General features: G+C 48.5%; 10 protein-coding genes. 6 read left to right on the top strand and 4 right to left on the bottom strand.

Translation table 11 applies throughout. The features are described 5' to 3' along the window. Window positions 1–103: 103 nt before the first annotated feature. Complete coding sequence (locus tag B9Y58_RS07960; RefSeq protein ID WP_073056293.1) at window positions 104–1,495, bottom strand: sugar porter family MFS transporter; 1,392 nt, start codon at window positions 1,493–1,495, stop codon at window positions 104–106. Between the two features lie 198 nt (window positions 1,496–1,693). Here B9Y58_RS07960 and ileS point away from each other — a divergent pair, with 198 nt between their 5' ends. Beyond that, window positions 1,694–4,879 carry an isoleucine--tRNA ligase gene (gene ileS / locus B9Y58_RS07955; protein ID WP_073056295.1) on the top strand — a complete coding sequence of 1,062 codons (3,186 nt, stop codon included), beginning with the start codon at window positions 1,694–1,696 and terminating at the stop codon, window positions 4,877–4,879. 172 nt (window positions 4,880–5,051) lie between these two features. Here ileS and B9Y58_RS07950 read toward each other — a convergent pair whose 3' ends face one another. After that, entirely contained in the window at window positions 5,052–6,836 is a 1,785-nt protein-coding gene (locus tag B9Y58_RS07950; protein WP_083532297.1) for a glycoside hydrolase family 44 protein, read from the bottom strand. A 318-nt stretch (window positions 6,837–7,154) separates the two neighbouring features. Here B9Y58_RS07950 and B9Y58_RS07945 point away from each other — a divergent pair, with 318 nt between their 5' ends. The 4 genes from B9Y58_RS07945 to B9Y58_RS07930 are packed head-to-tail and all read left to right on the top strand — an operon-like array spanning window position 7,155 to window position 17,304. After that, a complete protein-coding gene (locus tag B9Y58_RS07945; protein ID WP_073056296.1) occupies window positions 7,155–7,745 on the top strand; it encodes a pilus assembly FimT family protein in 591 nt (196 codons plus the stop codon). A 14-nt stretch (window positions 7,746–7,759) separates the two neighbouring features. Further along, window positions 7,760–8,254, top strand: a complete 495-nt coding sequence (locus tag B9Y58_RS07940) for a type IV pilus modification PilV family protein (RefSeq protein ID WP_073056316.1) — start codon at window positions 7,760–7,762, stop codon at window positions 8,252–8,254. Further along, window positions 8,251–9,675 (top strand): type II secretion system protein, encoded by a 1,425-nt coding sequence (locus B9Y58_RS07935; protein WP_073056298.1) that lies wholly within the window; start codon window positions 8,251–8,253, stop codon window positions 9,673–9,675. Before B9Y58_RS07940 ends, B9Y58_RS07935 begins: the two co-directional genes overlap by 4 nt. A gap of 15 nt (window positions 9,676–9,690) precedes the next feature. Beyond that, a complete protein-coding gene (locus B9Y58_RS07930) occupies window positions 9,691–17,304 on the top strand; it encodes a pilus assembly PilX N-terminal domain-containing protein (RefSeq protein WP_143154683.1) in 7,614 nt (2,537 codons plus the stop codon). 122 nt (window positions 17,305–17,426) lie between these two features. On the opposite strand, the gene B9Y58_RS07925 is transcribed toward B9Y58_RS07930, so the two are convergent. Together B9Y58_RS07925 and B9Y58_RS07920 are read right to left on the bottom strand one after the other, a co-directional pair. Then, window positions 17,427–18,023 (bottom strand): porin family protein, encoded by a 597-nt coding sequence (locus B9Y58_RS07925; protein WP_073056301.1) that lies wholly within the window; start codon window positions 18,021–18,023, stop codon window positions 17,427–17,429. Window positions 18,024–18,043: 20 nt separating this feature from the next. Next, window positions 18,044–19,081 (bottom strand): NAD-dependent epimerase/dehydratase family protein, encoded by a 1,038-nt coding sequence (locus tag B9Y58_RS07920; RefSeq protein WP_073056302.1) that lies wholly within the window; start codon window positions 19,079–19,081, stop codon window positions 18,044–18,046. 127 nt (window positions 19,082–19,208) lie between these two features. Between B9Y58_RS07920 and B9Y58_RS07915 the strand changes: the two genes are divergently transcribed. Beyond that, window positions 19,209–19,760 carry a pseudouridine synthase gene (locus B9Y58_RS07915; RefSeq protein ID WP_073056303.1) on the top strand — a complete coding sequence of 184 codons (552 nt, stop codon included), beginning with the start codon at window positions 19,209–19,211 and terminating at the stop codon, window positions 19,758–19,760. The last annotated feature ends 51 nt before the right edge of the window (window positions 19,761–19,811 follow it).

Here is a 19,811-nt window from a genome sequence, read left to right as displayed (position 1 = left end):
CTGAATAGCGAAAGACTATAAGCGAAGGTCCTCGGCAATGCCGAGGACCTTTTGCTTTTTAATGTTATTCCGGGCTTGCCCCGGAATCGGCTTTTCAAGCTAATTACATCTCCTCCAATTCCTTGCCCTTCGTTTCCTTGATGAACTTCGCTACGAAGAAGATACTGAAGATGGCGCAGAACGAATAGATGGCGTAAGTCGGTCCAACACCAATACCATCTTTGCCGGTAAGCACCGGGAAAGTCCAGGTGACCACGAAGTTCGCGAACCACTGGGCGAGTCCGCAAATGGCAATCGCGATGGTACGGATGCGGTTGTTGAACATTTCGCCGAGCATCACCCACATGACCGGTCCCCACGTTGCGGCGAAGAAGGTGATGTAGAGGTTCGCTGCAATCAGGGCGATGATGGCGGCATGTCCCGGGAGGCTTCCGCTTTCGCCCGCACTCATGAAGCAGAGCGTAAGTGTGCTCAAGGTGACTGCCATGCCGATACTACCAATCAACAAGAGCGGTTTTCGGCCAATCTTGTCAATGAGCATAATTGCGACCACGGTCATCACCAGGTTCACTCCGCTCGAAATCACGCTCGTGAGGAAAGCGTCGCTTTCACCGAAGCCCACACTCTGCCAAAGCATGGTGCCATAATAGAAGATGACGTTAATACCCACCAGCTGCTGCAAAATGGCGAGGCCGAGGCCAGCCCACAGAACCGGCGAAACCTTTTCCTTGCCGTCAATAATTTCGAGCATGTCGGTAAATTTGGCGGGTTTCTTGTTTTTAAAGGTGGACTGAATCGTTTCGACTTCTTTGTCGATGCCTTCGGGGTTGATCATGGCGAGTACTTTCTTGGCCTGATCTAGGTATCCCTTGCGGACAAGGTAACGCGGCGATTCCGGAAGTTTCCAGGCGGCATAACCGTAAATCACGGCCGGAATGACTTCGACCCAGAACATCACCTGCCAGGCCTTGATGTTGCCGAACATGGGAGCGTTGGCAGAACCCGCGATGCGCACGATCAGGTAGTTCGACAGCAGCGCCACGAAGATACCGATCACGATGGCGAACTGCTGCATCGAACCAAGACGCCCACGCAAATGGGCGGGCGCCGTTTCGGCGATGTAAATCGGGGCGATAATGGATGCCATGCCGATGCCGAGGCCGCCGATGACGCGCCACATGATAAAGTCAGGAATGCCGAAGGGAATGCCCGAACCGATGGCGCTTAAAACGAAAAGATCCGATGCGAAAAGCATGCAACGCACTCGGCCTAAGGCGTCTGCGATTTTACCTGCAAAAAATGCACCGATGGCAGCGCCAATCAGTGCGAGCGAAACGGACCAGGCAAGTTCATAGTCTGTCGCGTGAAAGTGTGCTTTTAGGGCTCCGTTCGCGCCGTTAATCACGGACGAGTCGAAACCGAAGAGGAACCCGCCGATTGCGGCGGATAGGGTAATTAGCACGATGTGCCTGAGATTGGAATTTGTATTTGTCATAACTATTACCGTTAAGGGTGGTTATTGATAATCAATATATTTGTTTATGCGCAAAAATGCCATATTGGATAACCAAAATAAAAGGAATTTCTTATTCCAACTTGGAATATTCCGAATTAGAGGACTTGATTAAATTTCTATATTTACCGCCGAAAATTTAGTGCCCGCAGCGCTGTGCTGCGGGGTTTGAGGTAACCCATGTTTCGTGAAGTAAAGAAAGAAGAGACCTTCCCGCAGATCGAAGAGCGCGTGCTCGCCCTGTGGGATAAGGATGAATCGTTCAAGAAGTCGCTGGACTCCCGTCCGGAAACTGAACCGTACACTTTCTACGATGGCCCTCCGTTTGCAACGGGTCTTCCGCACTACGGTCACTTGCTTGCCGGTACCATCAAGGATATCGTTCCGCGTTACTGGACCATGAAGGGCAAGAAGGTTCCCCGCGGTTTCGGTTGGGACTGCCACGGCCTTCCGATTGAATCTCTCGTTCAGAACGAACTCGGTCTCGCGGGCGTTGCCGAAATCCAGAAGCTCGGTGTCGATAAGTTCAACGAAACCTGCCGCGGCAAGGTGCTCAAGTACACCAGCGAATGGAAGAAGACCGTTCGCCGCATGGGCCGCTGGGTCGACTTCGACAAGGGCTACAAGACCATGGACAAGAACTTCATGGAATCTGTGTGGTGGGTGTTCAAGCAGTGCTTCGACAAGGGCCTCATCTACCAGGGCTACCGCATCCAGCCGTACAGCCCGGCTCTCGCGACCCCGCTTTCGAACTTCGAAACGAACCAGGGCTATAAGGACCGTCAGGACCCGTCCCTCACGCTGATTTTCCCGATCAACTCGAACGAGCCCAAGTTCAAGGACACGAGCATCCTCGTGTGGACGACGACCCCGTGGACGCTGTACTCTAACTTCTGCATCGTTGTGGGCCCGGACATGGACTACAACCTGGTGGAGCAGGATGGCAAGAAGTACTGGATTGCCGCAAGCCGCACCGCCGCCTACTTCAAGAACCCGAACATCGTGGATACCTGCAAGGGTTCCGAACTCGTGGGCAAGGACTACGAGCCGCTCTCCCGCATTTCCGATGCGTTCGTGACGCCGGACCAGCTGTCCCGCCACTACAAGATTTACCCCGCCGACTACGTGAGTACCGAAGACGGTACCGGCGCCGTGCATACCGCTCCTTCCTTCGGTGAAGAAGACTTCCAGAAGGGTGCTGAACTCGACCTCGGCCTTTTCGACCCGCTGGATACCGAAGGCAAGTTCACCGACAAGGTCCCGATGTGGAAGGGCCTGGGTGCCAAGGAAGCCGACAAGGAAATAATCCGCTACTTCAAGGAACAGGGCCGCGTGTTCAAGCAGGACGTGATTGTCCATAGCTACCCGCACTGCTGGCGTACCGGTGTTCCTCTGATTTACCGCGCCCTCAAGACTTGGTTCTTGAAGATTGACGCCCCTGTCACGAGCAAGGATGGCGTGACCAAGACTTTGAAGGAATGGATGGTCGAAAACAACCAGACCGTGAACTGGGTTCCGGACCACATCAAGAACGGACGCTTTGGCAAGTGGCTCGAAGGCGCCCGCGACTGGAACCTTTCCCGTAACCGTTTCTGGGGTACGCCGATTCCGGTGTGGCTCTCTGACGACGGCGACATGATTGCCGTGGGCAGCATCGAAGAACTGCAGCAACTCACCGGCGTGAAGCTCGACGACCTGCACAAGCACTTCGTGGACAAGCTTACGATTGAAAAGAACGGCAAGGTTTACCGCCGCACGCCTGAAGTGTTCGACTGCTGGTTTGAATCCGGTTCCATGCCGTATGCCAGCCGCCATTATCCGTTCGAAAACAAGGAACTGGTGGAACGCAGCTTCCCGGCAGACTTCATCGCCGAAGGCCTCGACCAGACCCGCGGTTGGTTCTACACGCTGACCGTGCTTTCGAACGCTCTGTTCCAGAAGCCCGCATTCAAGAACGTGATTGTGAATGGTATTATCTTGGCCGAAGACGGTTCCAAGATGAGTAAGTCCAAGCGCAACTATCCGGACCCCAACGATCTCATCGAACGCACGGGTGCCGACGCCATTCGCTTGTTTATGATCAACTCCGCCGCTTTGAAGGCTGAAGACCTCCGCTTCAGTGAAGAAGGTGTGAAGGGCATCGTGAAGCAGGTGATGTTGCCGCTTTGGAATGCTGTGGCATTCTTTGTGTCTAACCACAACGCTGACGCCGCTAAGGGCCAGCTCACATGGAAGCCGGGTCAAGAAGTCAAGAGCGACAATGAACTTGACCGCTGGATGCTTGCAACGCTGCAAGATTTGGCCGCCAAGGTCGAAGTGGAAATGAAGGCTTACCGCCTGTACAACGTGGTGCCCGCCGTGATTGCCGCGGTGGATGACCTCACGAACTGGTACGTGCGCCGCAGTCGTCGCCGCTTCTGGAAGTCCGAAAACGATGGCGACAAGAACGCCGCCTACGCCACCATGTACAAGGTGCTCGTAGACTTCTCCAAGATTCTCGCTCCGTTCCTCCCGCTCCTCGCCGAAGAAATCTACCAGATTCTCGTTCGCGAAGTGGATGCCAATGCTCCGGTGAGCGTGCACCTCTGCGAATTCCCGAGCGCCGACAAGTCCCTGATGGACGAAAAGCTCGTGGAACGCATCGCCATGGTGCGTGGCATGGTCGAAATGGGCCGTGTGATTCGCGCTACGAACAACGTAAAAAATCGTATGCCGATTGCAAGCATGACGGTTGTTGCTCACGGTAACGAAGAAAAGAACGTCGCCGAGAGCATGAAGGACTTGATCCTCGAAGAACTCAACGTTCGTGAAATGAAGTTCTTGGAAGATGAGACGAAGCTCGTGAAGCTTTCTGCTAAGCCGAACTTCCTCGCTATTAAGGCAAAGGGTCCGGATTACGCGAAGAACATGAAGGTGATTTCTGCCAAGCTGAACAGCCTCTCGGTTGATGAAATCAAGGCTCTGCAGAATGGGGAGACGATTAAGTTCGAATTCGGTGAAGTCGGAGCCGACTGCTTGATGCTCAACCGCATCGTGGCCGACGGCATGGCCGTGGAAGCCAACCAGCACTTCACCGTGGCTCTGGACTTGAAGATTACGGACGAACTCCGCCGCGCCTGCGTGGCCCGCGAACTCGTGAACCGCATCCAGAACCGCCGTAAGGACCAGAACTACGCCATCACCGACAAGATCGAAGTGACGCTGTTCTCTGCAAGCGACGTATTCAAGCAAGCAGTCGCGGAGAACGAAGCTTACATTGCCGGAGAGACGCAGGCCGTGAAGATTGCCTGGGCTGCCGCCGCCGATGGCCTCGAAGCCAACGACGCCGACGGCGAAGCATTCTCGTTTACGACTGTTAAAGCCTAGCAAGGCGAGAGTCGCGACCGTGCTTGCACGGGCATGACCGAGCCGCTGGGGCTTGGATGCGAAGCATCAACGCGTAAGGAAAATACTTAAAAACTCTAAAAACGCTCTTTCCTTGCGAAAGGGCGCTTTCTTTATTATACGGAAAATTCCGCTTTAAGGTGGAATCTATTTATTATCGCAGAATGTAGAACCCGGGGCTTGTGCGGGTGTGCGTGACGTTTCGGCCCTTGGTGTCGAAGCGGCTTGTGGTTCCGTATTGGGGCGCGGGTCGAATCGTGGCTTTGGGCCTGATGCCGTCAACGACGGTCGGCGTTGACGTAGTGAGCAGTACTGCGGTAATTGACTTTGCGGGGAGCTTGAGCGCAACCTTGTTGCCGGTGGCTGTCGCGGTTCCTGCCTGTAGCGCGTTTTCCGTATGCGAAACGAACGTTTCGCCTTGGAGATTTTGCAAGGAGAGCGTTTTGACAGTCCCGTCGGAGGCGAAGTTTGCGAGACTGAGGTTCACGTCTTGGGCGTCTTTTTCGGTGCGGTTCACGAAGATGACCGTAAGCGAGTCGCCCTTGTTGCTGATGGAACTGTATGCGGACACCAGCGAGTCGTTGCTGGAGGTGGACTGCACACGATTCGGGTGGCCGTAGCGGCTGAACAGGTGCACCGTTTCGTACATGCCGTCGCCCCAGGTCCACGGGGTGAAAATCTCGACACCGTTGTCCTGCATGGTTCCGAGGAAAGACGCATAGATGAGCGCTGTCACCATAGGATCAGAATCGTTCAGGTCGGTTTCGGTAATGCCGAGCGTAATGCCGTGATCCTTGCCGAAATATTTTTCGAGCCAGTCGTTGATACGCTTGAAGATGTATTCCTTTTGGTTGTCGTTGTCCCAGCCTCCGTTCACCATCTTGATCCCGTTTGCTCCGGGATAGTTATAGGTGGTGTCGAATAGAACTCGATGCCAGTTCACGCGCGATTCGTAATCTTTTTCACTCGGATACCAGTGAATGTCGAAAACATCGAGAAGACGTGTGCCAGAGGACTTTTGCGCCTCGGCAACTTTCATGATGAAGTATTCTAGCCAGCAGTAATCGCGATCGGGGCCTTTGGGTCTATCCTGTTTGTTGTACGAGGACACGGAGCACCAGAACCATTCGTTTGCGACCACCGGGCCGGTGAGCTTGATGTCGCCCCAGGCGGCGCGGGCCTTCTTGGCGACATCGATGTAGCGTTCAACGAGAAAGTCTCCCGTGACAGGCAAATCCAGGTCGGAATGCGTGCCGCGCCAGATTTCCATTTCGTTGTCCATGCTCCAGTACTTGAAACGGCTCATGTCGAACTTAAGTTCGTCTTTCCAGTGTGGGATAATCGCGACGGTCGAGTCGGCTGGCCATTCCATGTTGTAGAGCGAGGCGTCGCCCGCCTTGATGAGTGTTTCGCCATCGTCGGAAACTTCGCCGCTGCCCGCGAGGTCGAATGTCTGCGACGGATAAGAGCCGTGTTCCTGATACCAGTTCCAGTCGGGGAAATTGTATTCGGTGCTGCTTGCTGCATAGCCCGTGAGCTGGAAGGCGTACATCGCGTCGACACCCGGCATCTTGTCGAGAACCTTTTGCGCGGTAATCGCCCAATCGTGCGAGTAGACGTTGTTGAACCAGTCCGGGTGAACCGTCATTTTGCGACGCCAGTTGTAGCGGGTGGCGTTGTTGCCGTTGTTCGCGCGTAAAAAGTGAATGCCCGCATCGAGCATCTGGTTGATGAATGTGGATTCGTCTGCGGTGACTTCGGTGTTGCCGTCGCTGATTTTGTCGATGTTTCGCCCGTAAAGGTACGGCGAAATCTTCTTGATGCCTTTTTGCGCGTCAACGGTGATGTTGATGGCTGCGGTGGACAATGTTGCAGCGCTTGCGATGAGCACGGTGGCAAGGCCTGCCTTCGTGGAGACCGCGGTCAGAATACTTTTCATAAAACACCCTTTTAAAAACAACCTGTCTTTAAAATAATCTCTTTTTAGAAAAAACGGTTATGAGGCTAGGGGAACGCAACAGCACCAAGTAATCTTACAAAAAACTTGCAAACTTTGAGGGTGTGCGAAAAAACACTCTTTTTGCTAGAAAATTTACAAAAAAATGGCGATTTTTTGAATATTTCGCCAATTTTGTAAAATTTTTGAGCGTTTTGTAAAAAAATAAGTTATTTTAGAATATGCCTGTCGGAAACGCCTGCAGTCGGACGCCCGCAGTACTTTGTTCTATTTTTATGGAAAGTTGTGTAAGGTAGGTATATGGTGTTTGCAAAGCGAACAGCTTGTTATGCTAAGGCGGGTTACACCCTAGTCGAAGTCCTGGTGGTTGTCTCTATCATGGGCGTTCTCTCGGCAATGGGTGTCGCGGGTCTGCAGCGAGCTGTTGCGAATGCCCGCGTGAAAGATGCTGCAATTAACACTGCTGCTTTTGTAGAAAGGGTAGCGAATAGGGCTAGTCAGCTTTCGGCTGTGCTTTGTTTGAGGGTGGCTCCGGGAAATGATCAAAAACTATATGTAGTTCGCGACGACGATGACGAGACGTGTTCTTCCCCTAAAGGTGGTATTGTTGATTCTCTTGAACTTGATGCGCCCTGCAAATACATAAGTATGGCTACTTGTGGCGTAGTGGATGTGAATTGGTTTAGTAGATCTTATTCGGCGGATAAATCGTTTAAACCGCGTGTGGGTCTTTCGGCAACGCCTCCACAAGGGGGAATTTGCATCCAGTATGGTACAGATGAGGTTTTTGGAGCGGTACTCAAAGAAAGAACCGTGAATCGTGTCAAGCCCATGTGGAAGGTGGGTAATGATCCGACGAATGGTGGTTGGTCTTCATGGACAGAATTGTAGGTGTAGGTGGTGTTATGGGAAAGTTCTTAAAAAATAAGCAAGGCTTTGGCATTGTAGAAGCGCTGATAGCTGCTGCTGTACTTGGTTTTATGTACATGGCTATTCTCAACCTGCAGGGTGGAAATCATGATGCTCTGTTGCGTATCCGTGGACGTGATGGTGCTACGGAGGTTGCTCAGAATTTGATTGATTCTTTGGGCGCTTTGGGAATTGCTAGTCTGTCGGATGATAAATTGATGGGTGCTGATGGCTCTTTGCATCCGATAGAAGTTCATAATATTGTTCGAGAATGGAAGGGACAACCTGGTACCGTCACGAATACTATGAAAGTAGTTTATGACGCTGAAATTACGGTGTCTCCGGATGCAGAATATACTGCTAAAACGTCTTCGCTTCTTTTGGGTACGGATAGCACAGAACATGTATATGCGAAAAGACTTGATGTTAAAGTGAGTTGGCATTTCAAAAGTTCTATACAATCTATTACGGTCTCGGGGGTCATCCGATGAAGTTCTCTAAGGCTGGTTTTACACTTATGGAACTCCTTGTCTACATGGCTATTGTAGGCATTATCGTTGTAATTGCAGGAGAGGCTTTCAGTAATTCGACCAAGTTCCGTATTCGCACCGATAATATGATTCGTGCTACACAGGAAGCGGAAAATGTAGGCATGCTGTTAAGAGAGGATGTCGCACAGATGGGTGCGAAAAGTTCTATGGATGCAAATGTTGCTGATGCAAACGATTTGTTTAATACAGCTCATATTTCTGAAGTATATATGGATCCTGCGAATGCTGTTGATGACAACAAGGATTCGTCGTCCTTTAAGCTTGTGTACTCTAGTGCGGCGGCAACAGCAAAATTAGATAGCTTGGTTCTCCGTCGTATGCGGTATAACGATAACGGAGTTTTTCAAGCCGTTGAAGAAGTCTCGTGGTTCTTGGATGTAGTTGGTGGCGACACTGTTCTAAAAAGGCAATGCGTTATTATAAGCAAGGCTTCCACAACTGTGGACGATGCTCCCTGTGCTCCTCAAGGAACGAACGGGGCTGGATTGGATTCGTATGCGGTTTTGATGGCGACAGGCGTGACTGATTTTAGAGTGTTGCCAGGTCTTCCGTTAATTAGGAGTAACGCGGCTTCATTAGATTATCAAAAAGAACAAATTTTCCCGCCAGGAGATGGTGACCAATTCAAATTTTTCTCCAGATATGCAGAAGGAAACTTTACGCAGATTGATGTTTCAAGTGGCGGAACATTTGTTACTTTGAGTGGTTTTCACACGAATTACAATATGGCTACAGGCGCGATTTTGGAATCAGACAAAACCAGTCAGCAGGTAATTGCGCTGGCAAATACTGATGAAGTAAGCGATTCATGGTCGGCGCTCTGCTCGAATGAAGGAAATAATTTTACGTTCTATCCGCATGAAGAATATGAGGTGTCGTTTAAAATTCCGTATACCCAAACGGCTAATGACGGATCTCCTGCGAAAATGCAGATGTTTGTGCCTGGCCGAGACCATATGCAGGTTGGCTTCATTAACCTGGCAGGACAGAAACCGGCTGGTATGAGTGACTTTATGTTCTATCCGCCGACGGCAACGGATGCGAATAATATTGATCGTACCATGCGATTTACGGTTCCTGATACCGTGAAAAAAGTTTGTCTCGCATTTACTTTTGCGATTTATTCTCCGGTTGTTGCTGGCGGAAAATTGACTATATCGAATCTTCGTTTGAAAAGAATTCCGACTTCCAATTACAAATTTGATGAGACTGTGCATAATGTTCCTATCAAGGACAAAAAGAACGTGAAAGCGTTGAGGTTGATTTTGACCGTTAAACGAGGCGTGAAAAATGGCGGTAGTGGTGAAACTGGTAATGTAGATATCGTCATACCGATTCCTAGTAATGGTCCCAGAGATTAAGGCAAGGAGATTCCTATGCGCACGAGTTTAAATCTTAATAAGTCCGGTGTATCTTTGATCGCCGTACTTTTGTTTATGCTGATTGCAACTATTGCTGCTACTGCTACCTGGAAATGGCTTTCTAGTGAGGGCTTTTCTAGTGCAAGTCGTATGCAAAAACGAGAAGCGTTCCAAAGTGCTGACGCAGGTATTAGCGCCACAAGAGCCTGGATGACTTTCCATGCGAATGATGTTGGCGCTCTTATTAAACAGTATCAAGATGGCCATAATCAGCCCATACGAATTGATAATCAGCTGGCTGAACTTAAATCCGCTAAACAGAACTATTCTGTTTGGCTTACGGGTGTAGATACACAGAACCCAACCTATAAGCTGAAAATTATTTCTAAAGGTGTGTCAAGGGATCATTCTGCTGAACATACGGAAATCGCCATTTTGAAAGTAGATGGCTTGTATAAGGTTAATATTCCTGCAAGTAAGAAAAAGGCCCATTCCGATTTTGACTACGCTTATTTTGGAAGTTCCGTGGAAAATAGCGGTGATATGAATCCGACTTCAATGTTGGTGAATGGAAACTGGAATGGAAACCCCAATACGGTGTCGAGAAATTTCGTTGTCACTGGTAATGCGGAATTGTCCGGTAATAATATTCATGTTGGTCATAATGCTTGTATTGGCGGAAATCTTTACCCGAATAACGGTTTTACGGGTGAGAATCTTAATGTCAAAGGCGATGTTTACAGTTTGACGATGCAAATTTCCGGAAACGCTTATTTTGAAGGCTCCGTCAGAATGGGCTCTCAGGCGCAACCTGGTTTTAATGTCGGGGGAAATGTATTCCTTAAAGATACCATGTTTACGAGCCAAAATGAATTCGCTCCGACGATTCATGGAAATTTCTGCTTAGATGAAAAGGCTTTGCTGTTCTCGGTGGGGACAAATAATTCTTTTATTGTAGAAGGGGATACTTGGCTTCCGGGCCCCTATAATGTGGTCTTTGGCTCAAAAGATCCTGGTGTAGGTGGCTACTCTGTTGAGGATGCTGCAAGTATTGATACGAGATATTCGAAAATCAGCTTTGCAGATGTCTATGCGAAGTATGGACATCCTTTTAGCGATTATGAATCTTTGCGTGAAAATACGACTTTTGCACAAAGTACAAGCACGAATAAAAAATGTGACCATGCGGTCCGTGTTTATGGAACAACAATCTATTGTGCTGAGCAGAAACCAGGATTGATGATGGGAGGTGGCTACGAAAGTAAATGGAAAACTTGGGAGGCGGATGAATATACTCCATATAAATGGGCCCGTACAAGTGCCGCTGATAAATATTACTTGTTCTATACGGAACCAGGTGTCGATGATGTTCAGTACAAGAGCTATGTGAGAAACGATTTGTATGTCCCGCAGTCAATGGGTTGGCCGACTCCCTCTACGGTGTGGGGGTATTATGTAGGCGGACAAAAATTTTATTATCAGCGCCTGGAAACGGGTCCTGCTGGTCCTATGGGTCCTATTGGTCCTATGGGTCCTATTGGTCCTGTTGGCCCTGCCGGAGCTAAAGTGGAACTGCATCCGGAATATAGTTATTATCATTTTAATTGTAATGGTGCAAACTGTGACTATGAAAAGAAGGCTTTTACGGGCTCTCCGTATTGCAGTAGAGATGCTATTGGTAGTGGAAATGATTATCGGCCGTTCTGCTCGGTTCCATCATGGTTCCAGGTAACAGGCTCGTTCCATAATACGGATCCTACCGATCTTAACTGTGGCGTTGCAATCAAGGATACTTGCGACGAACTTTTGGGACCTGTTCAGCCTGGTTGCGATGGTGCTAAATATAAAGTAGACGATATGTTGGATAATGCATATGATGTGTTCAAGTCCTATGCAAATGAAGGCTGTTCTGCAGGTATTACGGAATGGACTGATGATATTGTTGAAAAACTAAATAATTGCTATGACTCTGAGTCTAGTGTTAAATTTAATGATTACCTGGTGGTAAGCGTAAGCGCATCTTCAATGAAGAATCCTACAGGAACGTTGGATGGTAAGTTCGTGATTATTTTTGAAAATAATCCAGGACAGAATGCCTTCCCGCCGACAACAGAAGATTCTTATGTGTTCCTTTATCTGAGAAAAGGCTCTACAGGTGAATTACAGCCGAAGGGTGCGGGCATTTATAATTACTTTATTTATACCGATGCGAATGTTTCTAAAATTTTGTTTAACAATACCGCAGATTTGCATGGCTCTGTATATGCTAGAGCTGAAAATTGTGCGAAAGTTAATAATTTGACGATTTCGAAAATCACGACCAACCAAGAATTGTTGAGTGATTTGCTTGAAAATGGAATTCTTTGCCCCAGTGGTCAAAGTGATTGTGGAACGGTTTTGCCTACGACAGATCCAGGCTCGTCTTCGTCGGTAACAAGTGGTTCGAGTGAAGTTTCTATTGCGGGATCGACGGATGTCTATTATATAGCAGGTGCCCCGCAGCTGAAAGTTTCTTTGGAATCTCAGTACAAAAATCGTGAAATGAAAACAGTTCCGCAGAACCCGGATGTGTTAAAGCCTTCTTTTATCGTGCTACCTCGTGTTGTATATATGACAAAGGATGCCAAGGGTAGCTTGCAGGATTATTATGGTATAATTCCGTTGAATAGTAAATCCAATGTGACGGGGGCCTCCGTTACATGTAATGAAAGTACGATAAAAACATCTGGACCTCTTTACGAAGCGGGATCTCCTATTAGAGAAGGTTATTTTAGGTGTAATGTGACCGCTTCGATTGGGGATGAAACGGATGATGTTCCGTTCTATGTGGTGGTTAAGGGTACTTTGCAAAATACAACCGAAGTGGGTTTTGTTGAGACCTCTGTCGAATTAGGAAACGGTGCGACGACGACTCCGAAACTTCGCTTTATGAATGGAACTCCCACGCAAGATTATACAATCAATATTACCGTTACGCCAGCGGATCATCCGGGATGGGTAATTACTGAAATTGCAGGAGAAGGCGAATGCCATCCAAATGCTTCTGGAACATGCCAGGTGGTCGTGCATGCCGGACAACAGGATAAGAGCCTTTTCACTGTTAGAAATGATGGCGTTTCTTCTGGAACGTTAAGATTGCAGATTACTGGTGGCGAGGGCTATCTTCCTGCAAATGGAAGCAATACGGAATTGATATTTGTTTCGTCCTCGGTGAATGTTCAATTGGGTTCCTTGGCGGAATATTGTAACATTTATTCTTGTAGTGAAGAATTGCAAGAAAAGGCCAATACAAATGTGGTGCCTAATTGCGTTTCGAATGCAACTTGGGTGAATATCAATACGACAAGTTCTGATGGTTGTAGAACGCTTGATCCGAACCATTTGTGGAGTTGTGCTATTGATGGCAATATTCATTTGACTGCGGGCTCGGTAGACGCCACTAAATGTGAAGTGGTTATTCCTGAAGAACATAACAGTTATTCGGCGCCATTGAATGCCGCTACAGGGTATAAGTTGTATGCAGGATTGAAAGCCAAACCTATGACTCTTCAATACGGCTTTTCTGGAGTGGCGGAAAATGTTTCTGAAATGGAAATAGAAGTTGAAGTCCAGGATTTGAATGGCCAGGTCCGTAATGGCCTCTGCCAGTATTCGAACCGGCCCGAAGGTGGACTTTGCTCCATTACGGTTTATCAGGGCTCAAGGATCATTATGACTGTTCCTGGAACGCCGTCTGATTTTAAACGCTGGTCTTGTGATGCTGGTGAATGTGGCTTTATCACCAATGCGGATAATCCGTCTATATCATTTACGGCTGCGGGTCCGGCAACAATTTACGCTCACTTTAATCAGACTGATTCTCACTGCTTCTTTGATCAATTCAAGGTGGGCAATCTGCAGTGCAACACGGGAGAAAATGTGACTAATGAGGCATATTGCATCTGCTCTGTTGCTGGAGAATGTGGGTCGAATGTAAAGTGGAACCTTGTTGAAGGCAACGTCAGCGACTTGGAACTCGATGCAAGTGCGGACAAGGTCAGAATCAAGAGATCTGTTGCAAGAAATAAAAAGGAATCTGAAATTCCAAAGGTGACTGTCATGAGCACAGTTGTTGGCGGGTTGTATGGTACTTTAAAGGCGCAATTCAAGATTCCGAAGATTGATTCTCGAAATAACAATATCGCTCGTACTGCGGCTGAAAATACGGGATTCCTTTTGAGGTCTACGCTTACGGCATCTTCATATTTGTTTGTAAATGTCTATCTGAATGAATATAATGGTATTGTGGCAAGGGTGTGCCTTAATGGTACGTCGTGTATGGAATCGCCCTTGTATGATAATGGAACGGCTGCCTATACTACAGACGGTTCTATTGTATTGCTTACGGCAACCTTGAGTGGGTACCTCACTCATGACGATGTGTTGACGGTGTCTATCATTCCTAGCACTTGGAGCGATCGTACCTATTCGGCGACTTTTGCCTTGAAGAATGATAACATTGCAGGCGTCGAAAATCTGCGGAACGAAGCCGCCAACCAGTCTATTGGTTATCGTTTGAGCGATCCGAATGTTGACCTGTACGGTATCGGTTGGCATAGTGAAGATTTCGATGAGGACTGTTGGGAATCGTTCCCAAGCGTAAAATGTTCCTTTAAGGGCGCCTATGCGGGTGGCGTTGTCCCGGCAAAAACTAAAGTCCTTCCTTGGGTGGGACTTTCGGCTTGGTTTAATAAAGGATATGATTGCGCGCCTCATTATTATTACAATGGTAATGATGCTGGTACTACCTGTTCTTCGTCTAGAGATTCGGACGGCTTTGGAGAGTGTTCCAGTTATTATAAATTTGATGATACTCCGGGCGGTCCCCATGGCTCTGGAAATAAAATCGCTAAGGCGGCTGTACAAGGATGTGGATACACCTCTGAAGAAGAACGGCAATGGGCAAGTTCCTCGGCGGAATGCGGTGAGTTTTGGGTCGGTGATTTAAATCTTTGTACGACGTCGCCTACATTTGATAAACTTAATGCAGACAATGGGTATTGGTATCCGAATGGGATGGGTGCGTCATTGGTTAACTTACGTGGTGCTACCTTAAAAATTGAGTTGGATAATCATAACGCAGATGAAATTGAAATTTCGCTGTTTAGCCGGTCCCCTGAAACGGATTATACTTATGGTACTGATGCGGTTTATAGCAAGTCCTTTAAGACGAATGCTAACGGCGTGATATCTATTGCCGTGTCTGAGTTCTCGGATGAAGTAGGCTTTGACCCGGAACACGTAGGCGGCATTTATGTGCAAAACCTTACTTTGGGAAGCCGTGCTGAAGTTGTTAGCATCATGTCTTCTTGCCCGAATGTTCTTGGCTTCGTTGGCTGTTATGCGAATTATAACATGACTAATGGGTCGTGGAATGTGCAGGGCCAAATTAATAATTCTGCACGTGCAGGGCGAATATTGGTATCTCCTAGTACAAACGCAACCGCGACTATGGATGGTTTGACGGATGAATGCGTTAAAGATGGAGAAACGGATGCGTGTAACATTTCAAATGCGAATGGTGGCTCGTCGGTTGTATTCAACTTGGCGGATAATCCGTTCGAAAATAATGTTGGATTGTCCTATCAATTCAAATTGGAAATGTGGTCGAATGATCAAACGCCGGTGGCCGTGGAACCTTGTGTTACGGATGCTTATGCTATTTCGTCCATTAATGCATCTTGTTCTATAAATAAGGAATCTGTTCTTGTTGGAGCGGGAACCCCGGTGGTGACGTATTCTCTTGCGGGTTGTCCCGATGAACATTGCGGTTACGAAATTTATATTGATGAAGGCACGATTTTGGCCGAAAATAGTGCTACGGCCGATTTTACAAGTTATACTACGCCGACAAATAGGGCGAATACGACGGCAGCTCCTTTGACTGTTGGGCAATCGTACACTGTAAAGATGCGTCAAAAGAATACAAACCGTCCGTTTAAGGAAGAGACGTGTGGAACGTTCGTGGTTAACGATGTTAATTCTCAACAATCAGAAATACAGGCTGGACAGTGTTCGTTTAGTAGTTCGACGATTACGCTTGGACAGACTGTTAACTTCTTTGCTTCTCAGTTTACGGGAACCCCGCAATCTGTGTCGGCATCGCTGCTAGATGATGATGGACAGACAGTCTCTTCTACGAACGCTCTGTGGACGGGAGAAGGAAGCTCGTTTGGTGCGTATAACTTGCAGCCGACTAAGGTGGGTTCAAACGTTTACACGTTCGTTATAAATGGCGGTGTATCTTGTACAGCGACGTTGACGGTGAATCCGCCTTCGGCTACGTGTACATTCTCTTATACGTCGTTGTCGGTTGGAGAAAAGCTAGGTCTCCAGGTGAGAAATATAAATCCTGTGGCTACGAATGTGAAATTGCAGGTTCTGGAGCAGAAGGGTACCGATGTGACCTCTAAGGATTTGCAACAGAGTTATTGGTCTAGCAACAACTATTCTCAGGAATTCACGATGAACGAAACGGGTTCGTTTACCTATTCTGTGAAGGTTGCGGATGTGGAGGTCTGCTCGCAAAACGTGACCGTTGCTCAGAATGCGATTTCTGTAAGTTGCCCCGCGAAGAAGGAGTATGCAGTGGGACAAACGGCGACGTTTAATCCGACGACCCTTCTGAATTGCGGTGACGGGTGTGATTATGTACTTGCTCCTACAACGGGTACAGCGTTTGCTTCGTCTAATACGGGATCGTATACCTCTGCAAGTACGGCTATCACTTGGACTGCTCAAGATGCCACGAATAGTAATGTCCCCTATACTTTCACTGTGACTGATCATAGCGACAATACAAGGACTGCTTCTTGTTCGGGTACATTTGCGTTTGTAGAAAGCGTTAATAATTGTGGCTGTACATGCAGCTCGGGCTGCGATGATTTGAAGTCGGGAACAGTTGAAAACGGCCAGTCTGCAACGGTTTGCTTGTTCGGTACGAAGATTACTGAAATTAACGAAAACTACGGAATGAATACGATTCTCGTTAATGGGGTAAGACCTCAATATTGCGAAGGTGAAGCTTCTTGTGAGGCCGCACTTACCGCTGCCGGTGTAGAAAAGATAGATGGTGGATATTACATTGAAATTCCGAGAACGATAGGCTGCCGTAATCCTAATCGTAACAATGAAAATTGCGAATGGATACGTGTTATTACTACTGGATCGTCTACGCCGGTTTGTAGCGAAGAATCTGGCAATGGGAATTCCGGAGAAGGCGGCAACGGAAATGGCAATGAAAATGGTGGTGAAGGTAATGGCGACAACAATGTTGTTGTAATGACGAGTGAAGGGGAAAATTTCTCAAGTCAGCAAACGGTTGCTTCGGGATCATGCCTAACGTTAAAAGGAACATGGAGTAATCCAAATTATTTGCCGAATATTGCCATAGCATGCGAGGCAATGCAAGGTGGATATCGTAATATTCGAGTTACTTATGGAAATTCAACGTGGAATGCGACTGATAATCTTAAAGAATATTTAGGGGTGCATCCGCATTATACAACAACTTCAACAACATTTGTTGAAAATGTTTGTGTTTATTCTACAGATAACGGCGCTTCAGTAAAATGTAAATTTGATAAGTAAAGAACTTTCTGTAAAAAACACCGACCCCATTTGGGGTCGGTGTTTTCGTATACGCTCTCAAGCAATCAAAAAAAAGCCCTGCGTAAGCAGGGCAAATCTTGTTTAGATGATTCTCATCTAGGCTACATAAACCAGTAAGTTCCGCCGACTTGGATTTGCATGTTCTTGAAGGCCTGGTCTTCGGCTTCGAACTTTTTGCCGTCGATAATAGAGGTCAGGCCTACGCCATAGCGAATGCTCATGTCAAAAACGGGCGTGACCGAGTAGCCGATGCCGACGTCGATGCCGAATTCAAAGAGATTGAGCGCGTCAATCTTGCTGAAGTTGGTGGTTTCGACATAGTTGTCTAAGTCTTGTTCCAGTTCAGAGGACAGGAGCAGCGCGAATCGCGGACCCGCTTCAAAGTACATTTGAGGCATCACGTTGTAACGGGCGAGAACGGGTAATTCGATTGCCCATGTGTTCCATGTGTATTCGTCGTTTTTTTGACGGCGCCAATCCACATCGAGTTCTGGTACAATGTTGACTTTTTCGTTTACAGCGACTTTGGCAGCGGCACCGGCTGTAAGGCCAAGGCTCCAGGGGATTTCCTTTTCAGAAGCTCCGTCGCCCCAGAGCGTGCTGAAGTTTACGGCGGCGCGTCCGCCCATTTGGACTTGAGCAGAGGCTAGACCGGTTGCGAACAGTGCGCCTGCAATAGTGCGGGAGATTGCTTTCATGTTGTTTCCTCCGAAAATGTTTACCTCAACGGGTTCTTGTCGCTTTTGTACCACTTCATGAATTCGCCGATGCCGTCGTGCAGGCTCCAGTGGGGCTTGTAGCCGCACTCAGTTTCGAGCTTGGTGGTGTCGGCGTTGGTCTGGTACACGTCGCCGGGCTGCATGGGCAAGAAGTTCTTCTTGGCGGGCTCGCCGTAAGCGTTTTCGATTTCGGCGATAAAGTCCATGAGCTTTACGGGGTGGCTGCAGCCGATGTTGTAAATCTTGTAGGGCACGTTGTTGGCGCACTTGGCTGCATCGGGTACATGGTCCAGCGTGTGAATGGTGCCTTCGGCGATGTCATCGATGTAGGTAAAGTCGCGGATCATGTCGCCGTTGTTGAATACCTTGATTGGTTCGCCCTTGGAAATAGCGCGGGCAAAGAGCATGGGCGACATGTCGGGACGTCCCCACGGACCGTATACGGTGAAGAACCGTAGACCCGCGACGGGCAGGTTGTAAAGCTTGCTGTAGCTGTGGGCCATGAGCTCGTTGCTCTTTTTGCTGGCGGCGTACAAGCTCACCGGATTGTCAACCTTGTCGTCTTCGTTGTAGGGAACCTTACTATTGAGGCCGTACACGGAACTGGACGAGGCGAAAACGAGATACTTGACTTCGTTATGGCGGCAGGCTTCCAGAATGTTCAGGAATCCGACCAGGTTGCTTTGCAGGTAGGCGTATGGGTTCGTGATGGAGTAACGAACGCCAGCCTGAGCGGCGAGGTTCACAACCTTGTCGAACTTTTCTTCGGCAAAGAGCTTGTCCAGGGGTTCCTTGTCGTCGATGCCCATCTTTACGAAACGGCAGTTCTTGTACTTGGTACTTTGGACCATGGCGCCGTAGGCGAAGTTGTCGCCGGGCTGCTCAATGCCGCCTTCGCGGAGTCGACCGTACTTGAGGCGTACATCGTAATAGTCATTAATATTGTCGAGGCCCACCACTTCATCGCCGCGTTCCGCAAGCATGAACATGAGCTTGGAGCCAATAAAACCTGCTGCACCTGTAACAAGAATTTTCATGAGAGGAAAGATAGATAAAATAGTCGGAAGTAGACGGTAGGCAGTAGGAAGTAGACCGTTGAAAGTGATTCGCGTTCATGCTTGGAGACCAGAATGACAGAGGGGGATTTTTCTACCTTTCGTTGTGATGTCCTCGGTTATTCTCTTTAACAAGCCTTTTGGTGTTTTGAGCCAATTTACGCCGGAGTCGGGCCATGCGGCGCTCGATACGTTCGGGTTCCCGCCGGGTGTTTATGCGGCGGGGCGCCTGGACCACGACAGCGAAGGCGCGCTCTTGCTGACGGATAATGGCAAGCTGATTAAGAAACTGCTGGATCCGAAGTTTGAGCACCCGCGAACCTACTTGGCGCAAGTGGATGGTCAAATTACCGAAGAGGCGGTGCACAAGCTTGCCAAGGGGGTCGATATCAAGGGGTACCATACCAAGCCCTGCAAGGCAGAAATGGCGGAAGAACCGGATTGGCTTTGGCCCCGAAATCCGCCGGTGCGTTTTAGGGCGAATATCCCCACGAGCTGGGTGCGCCTCACGCTCATCGAGGGCAAAAACCGCCAGGTTCGCCATATGACGGCAGCGGTGGGGTTCCCGACGTTACGCCTGATTCGTGTACAAATCGGTAATATACCCTTGGGTGATTTAAAACCGGGCGAGTGGCGTGTCGTTACCGATAAAGTAATTTGACGCTCGTCATTACAGACTTGATTATGCATGTCATTCCGGGCTTGACCCGGA

The sequence above is a fragment of the Fibrobacter sp. UWB15 genome, from assembly GCF_900177705.1.
Classification (GTDB): domain Bacteria; phylum Fibrobacterota; class Fibrobacteria; order Fibrobacterales; family Fibrobacteraceae; genus Fibrobacter.
This window is presented reverse-complemented; position numbering and strand designations above follow the sequence as displayed.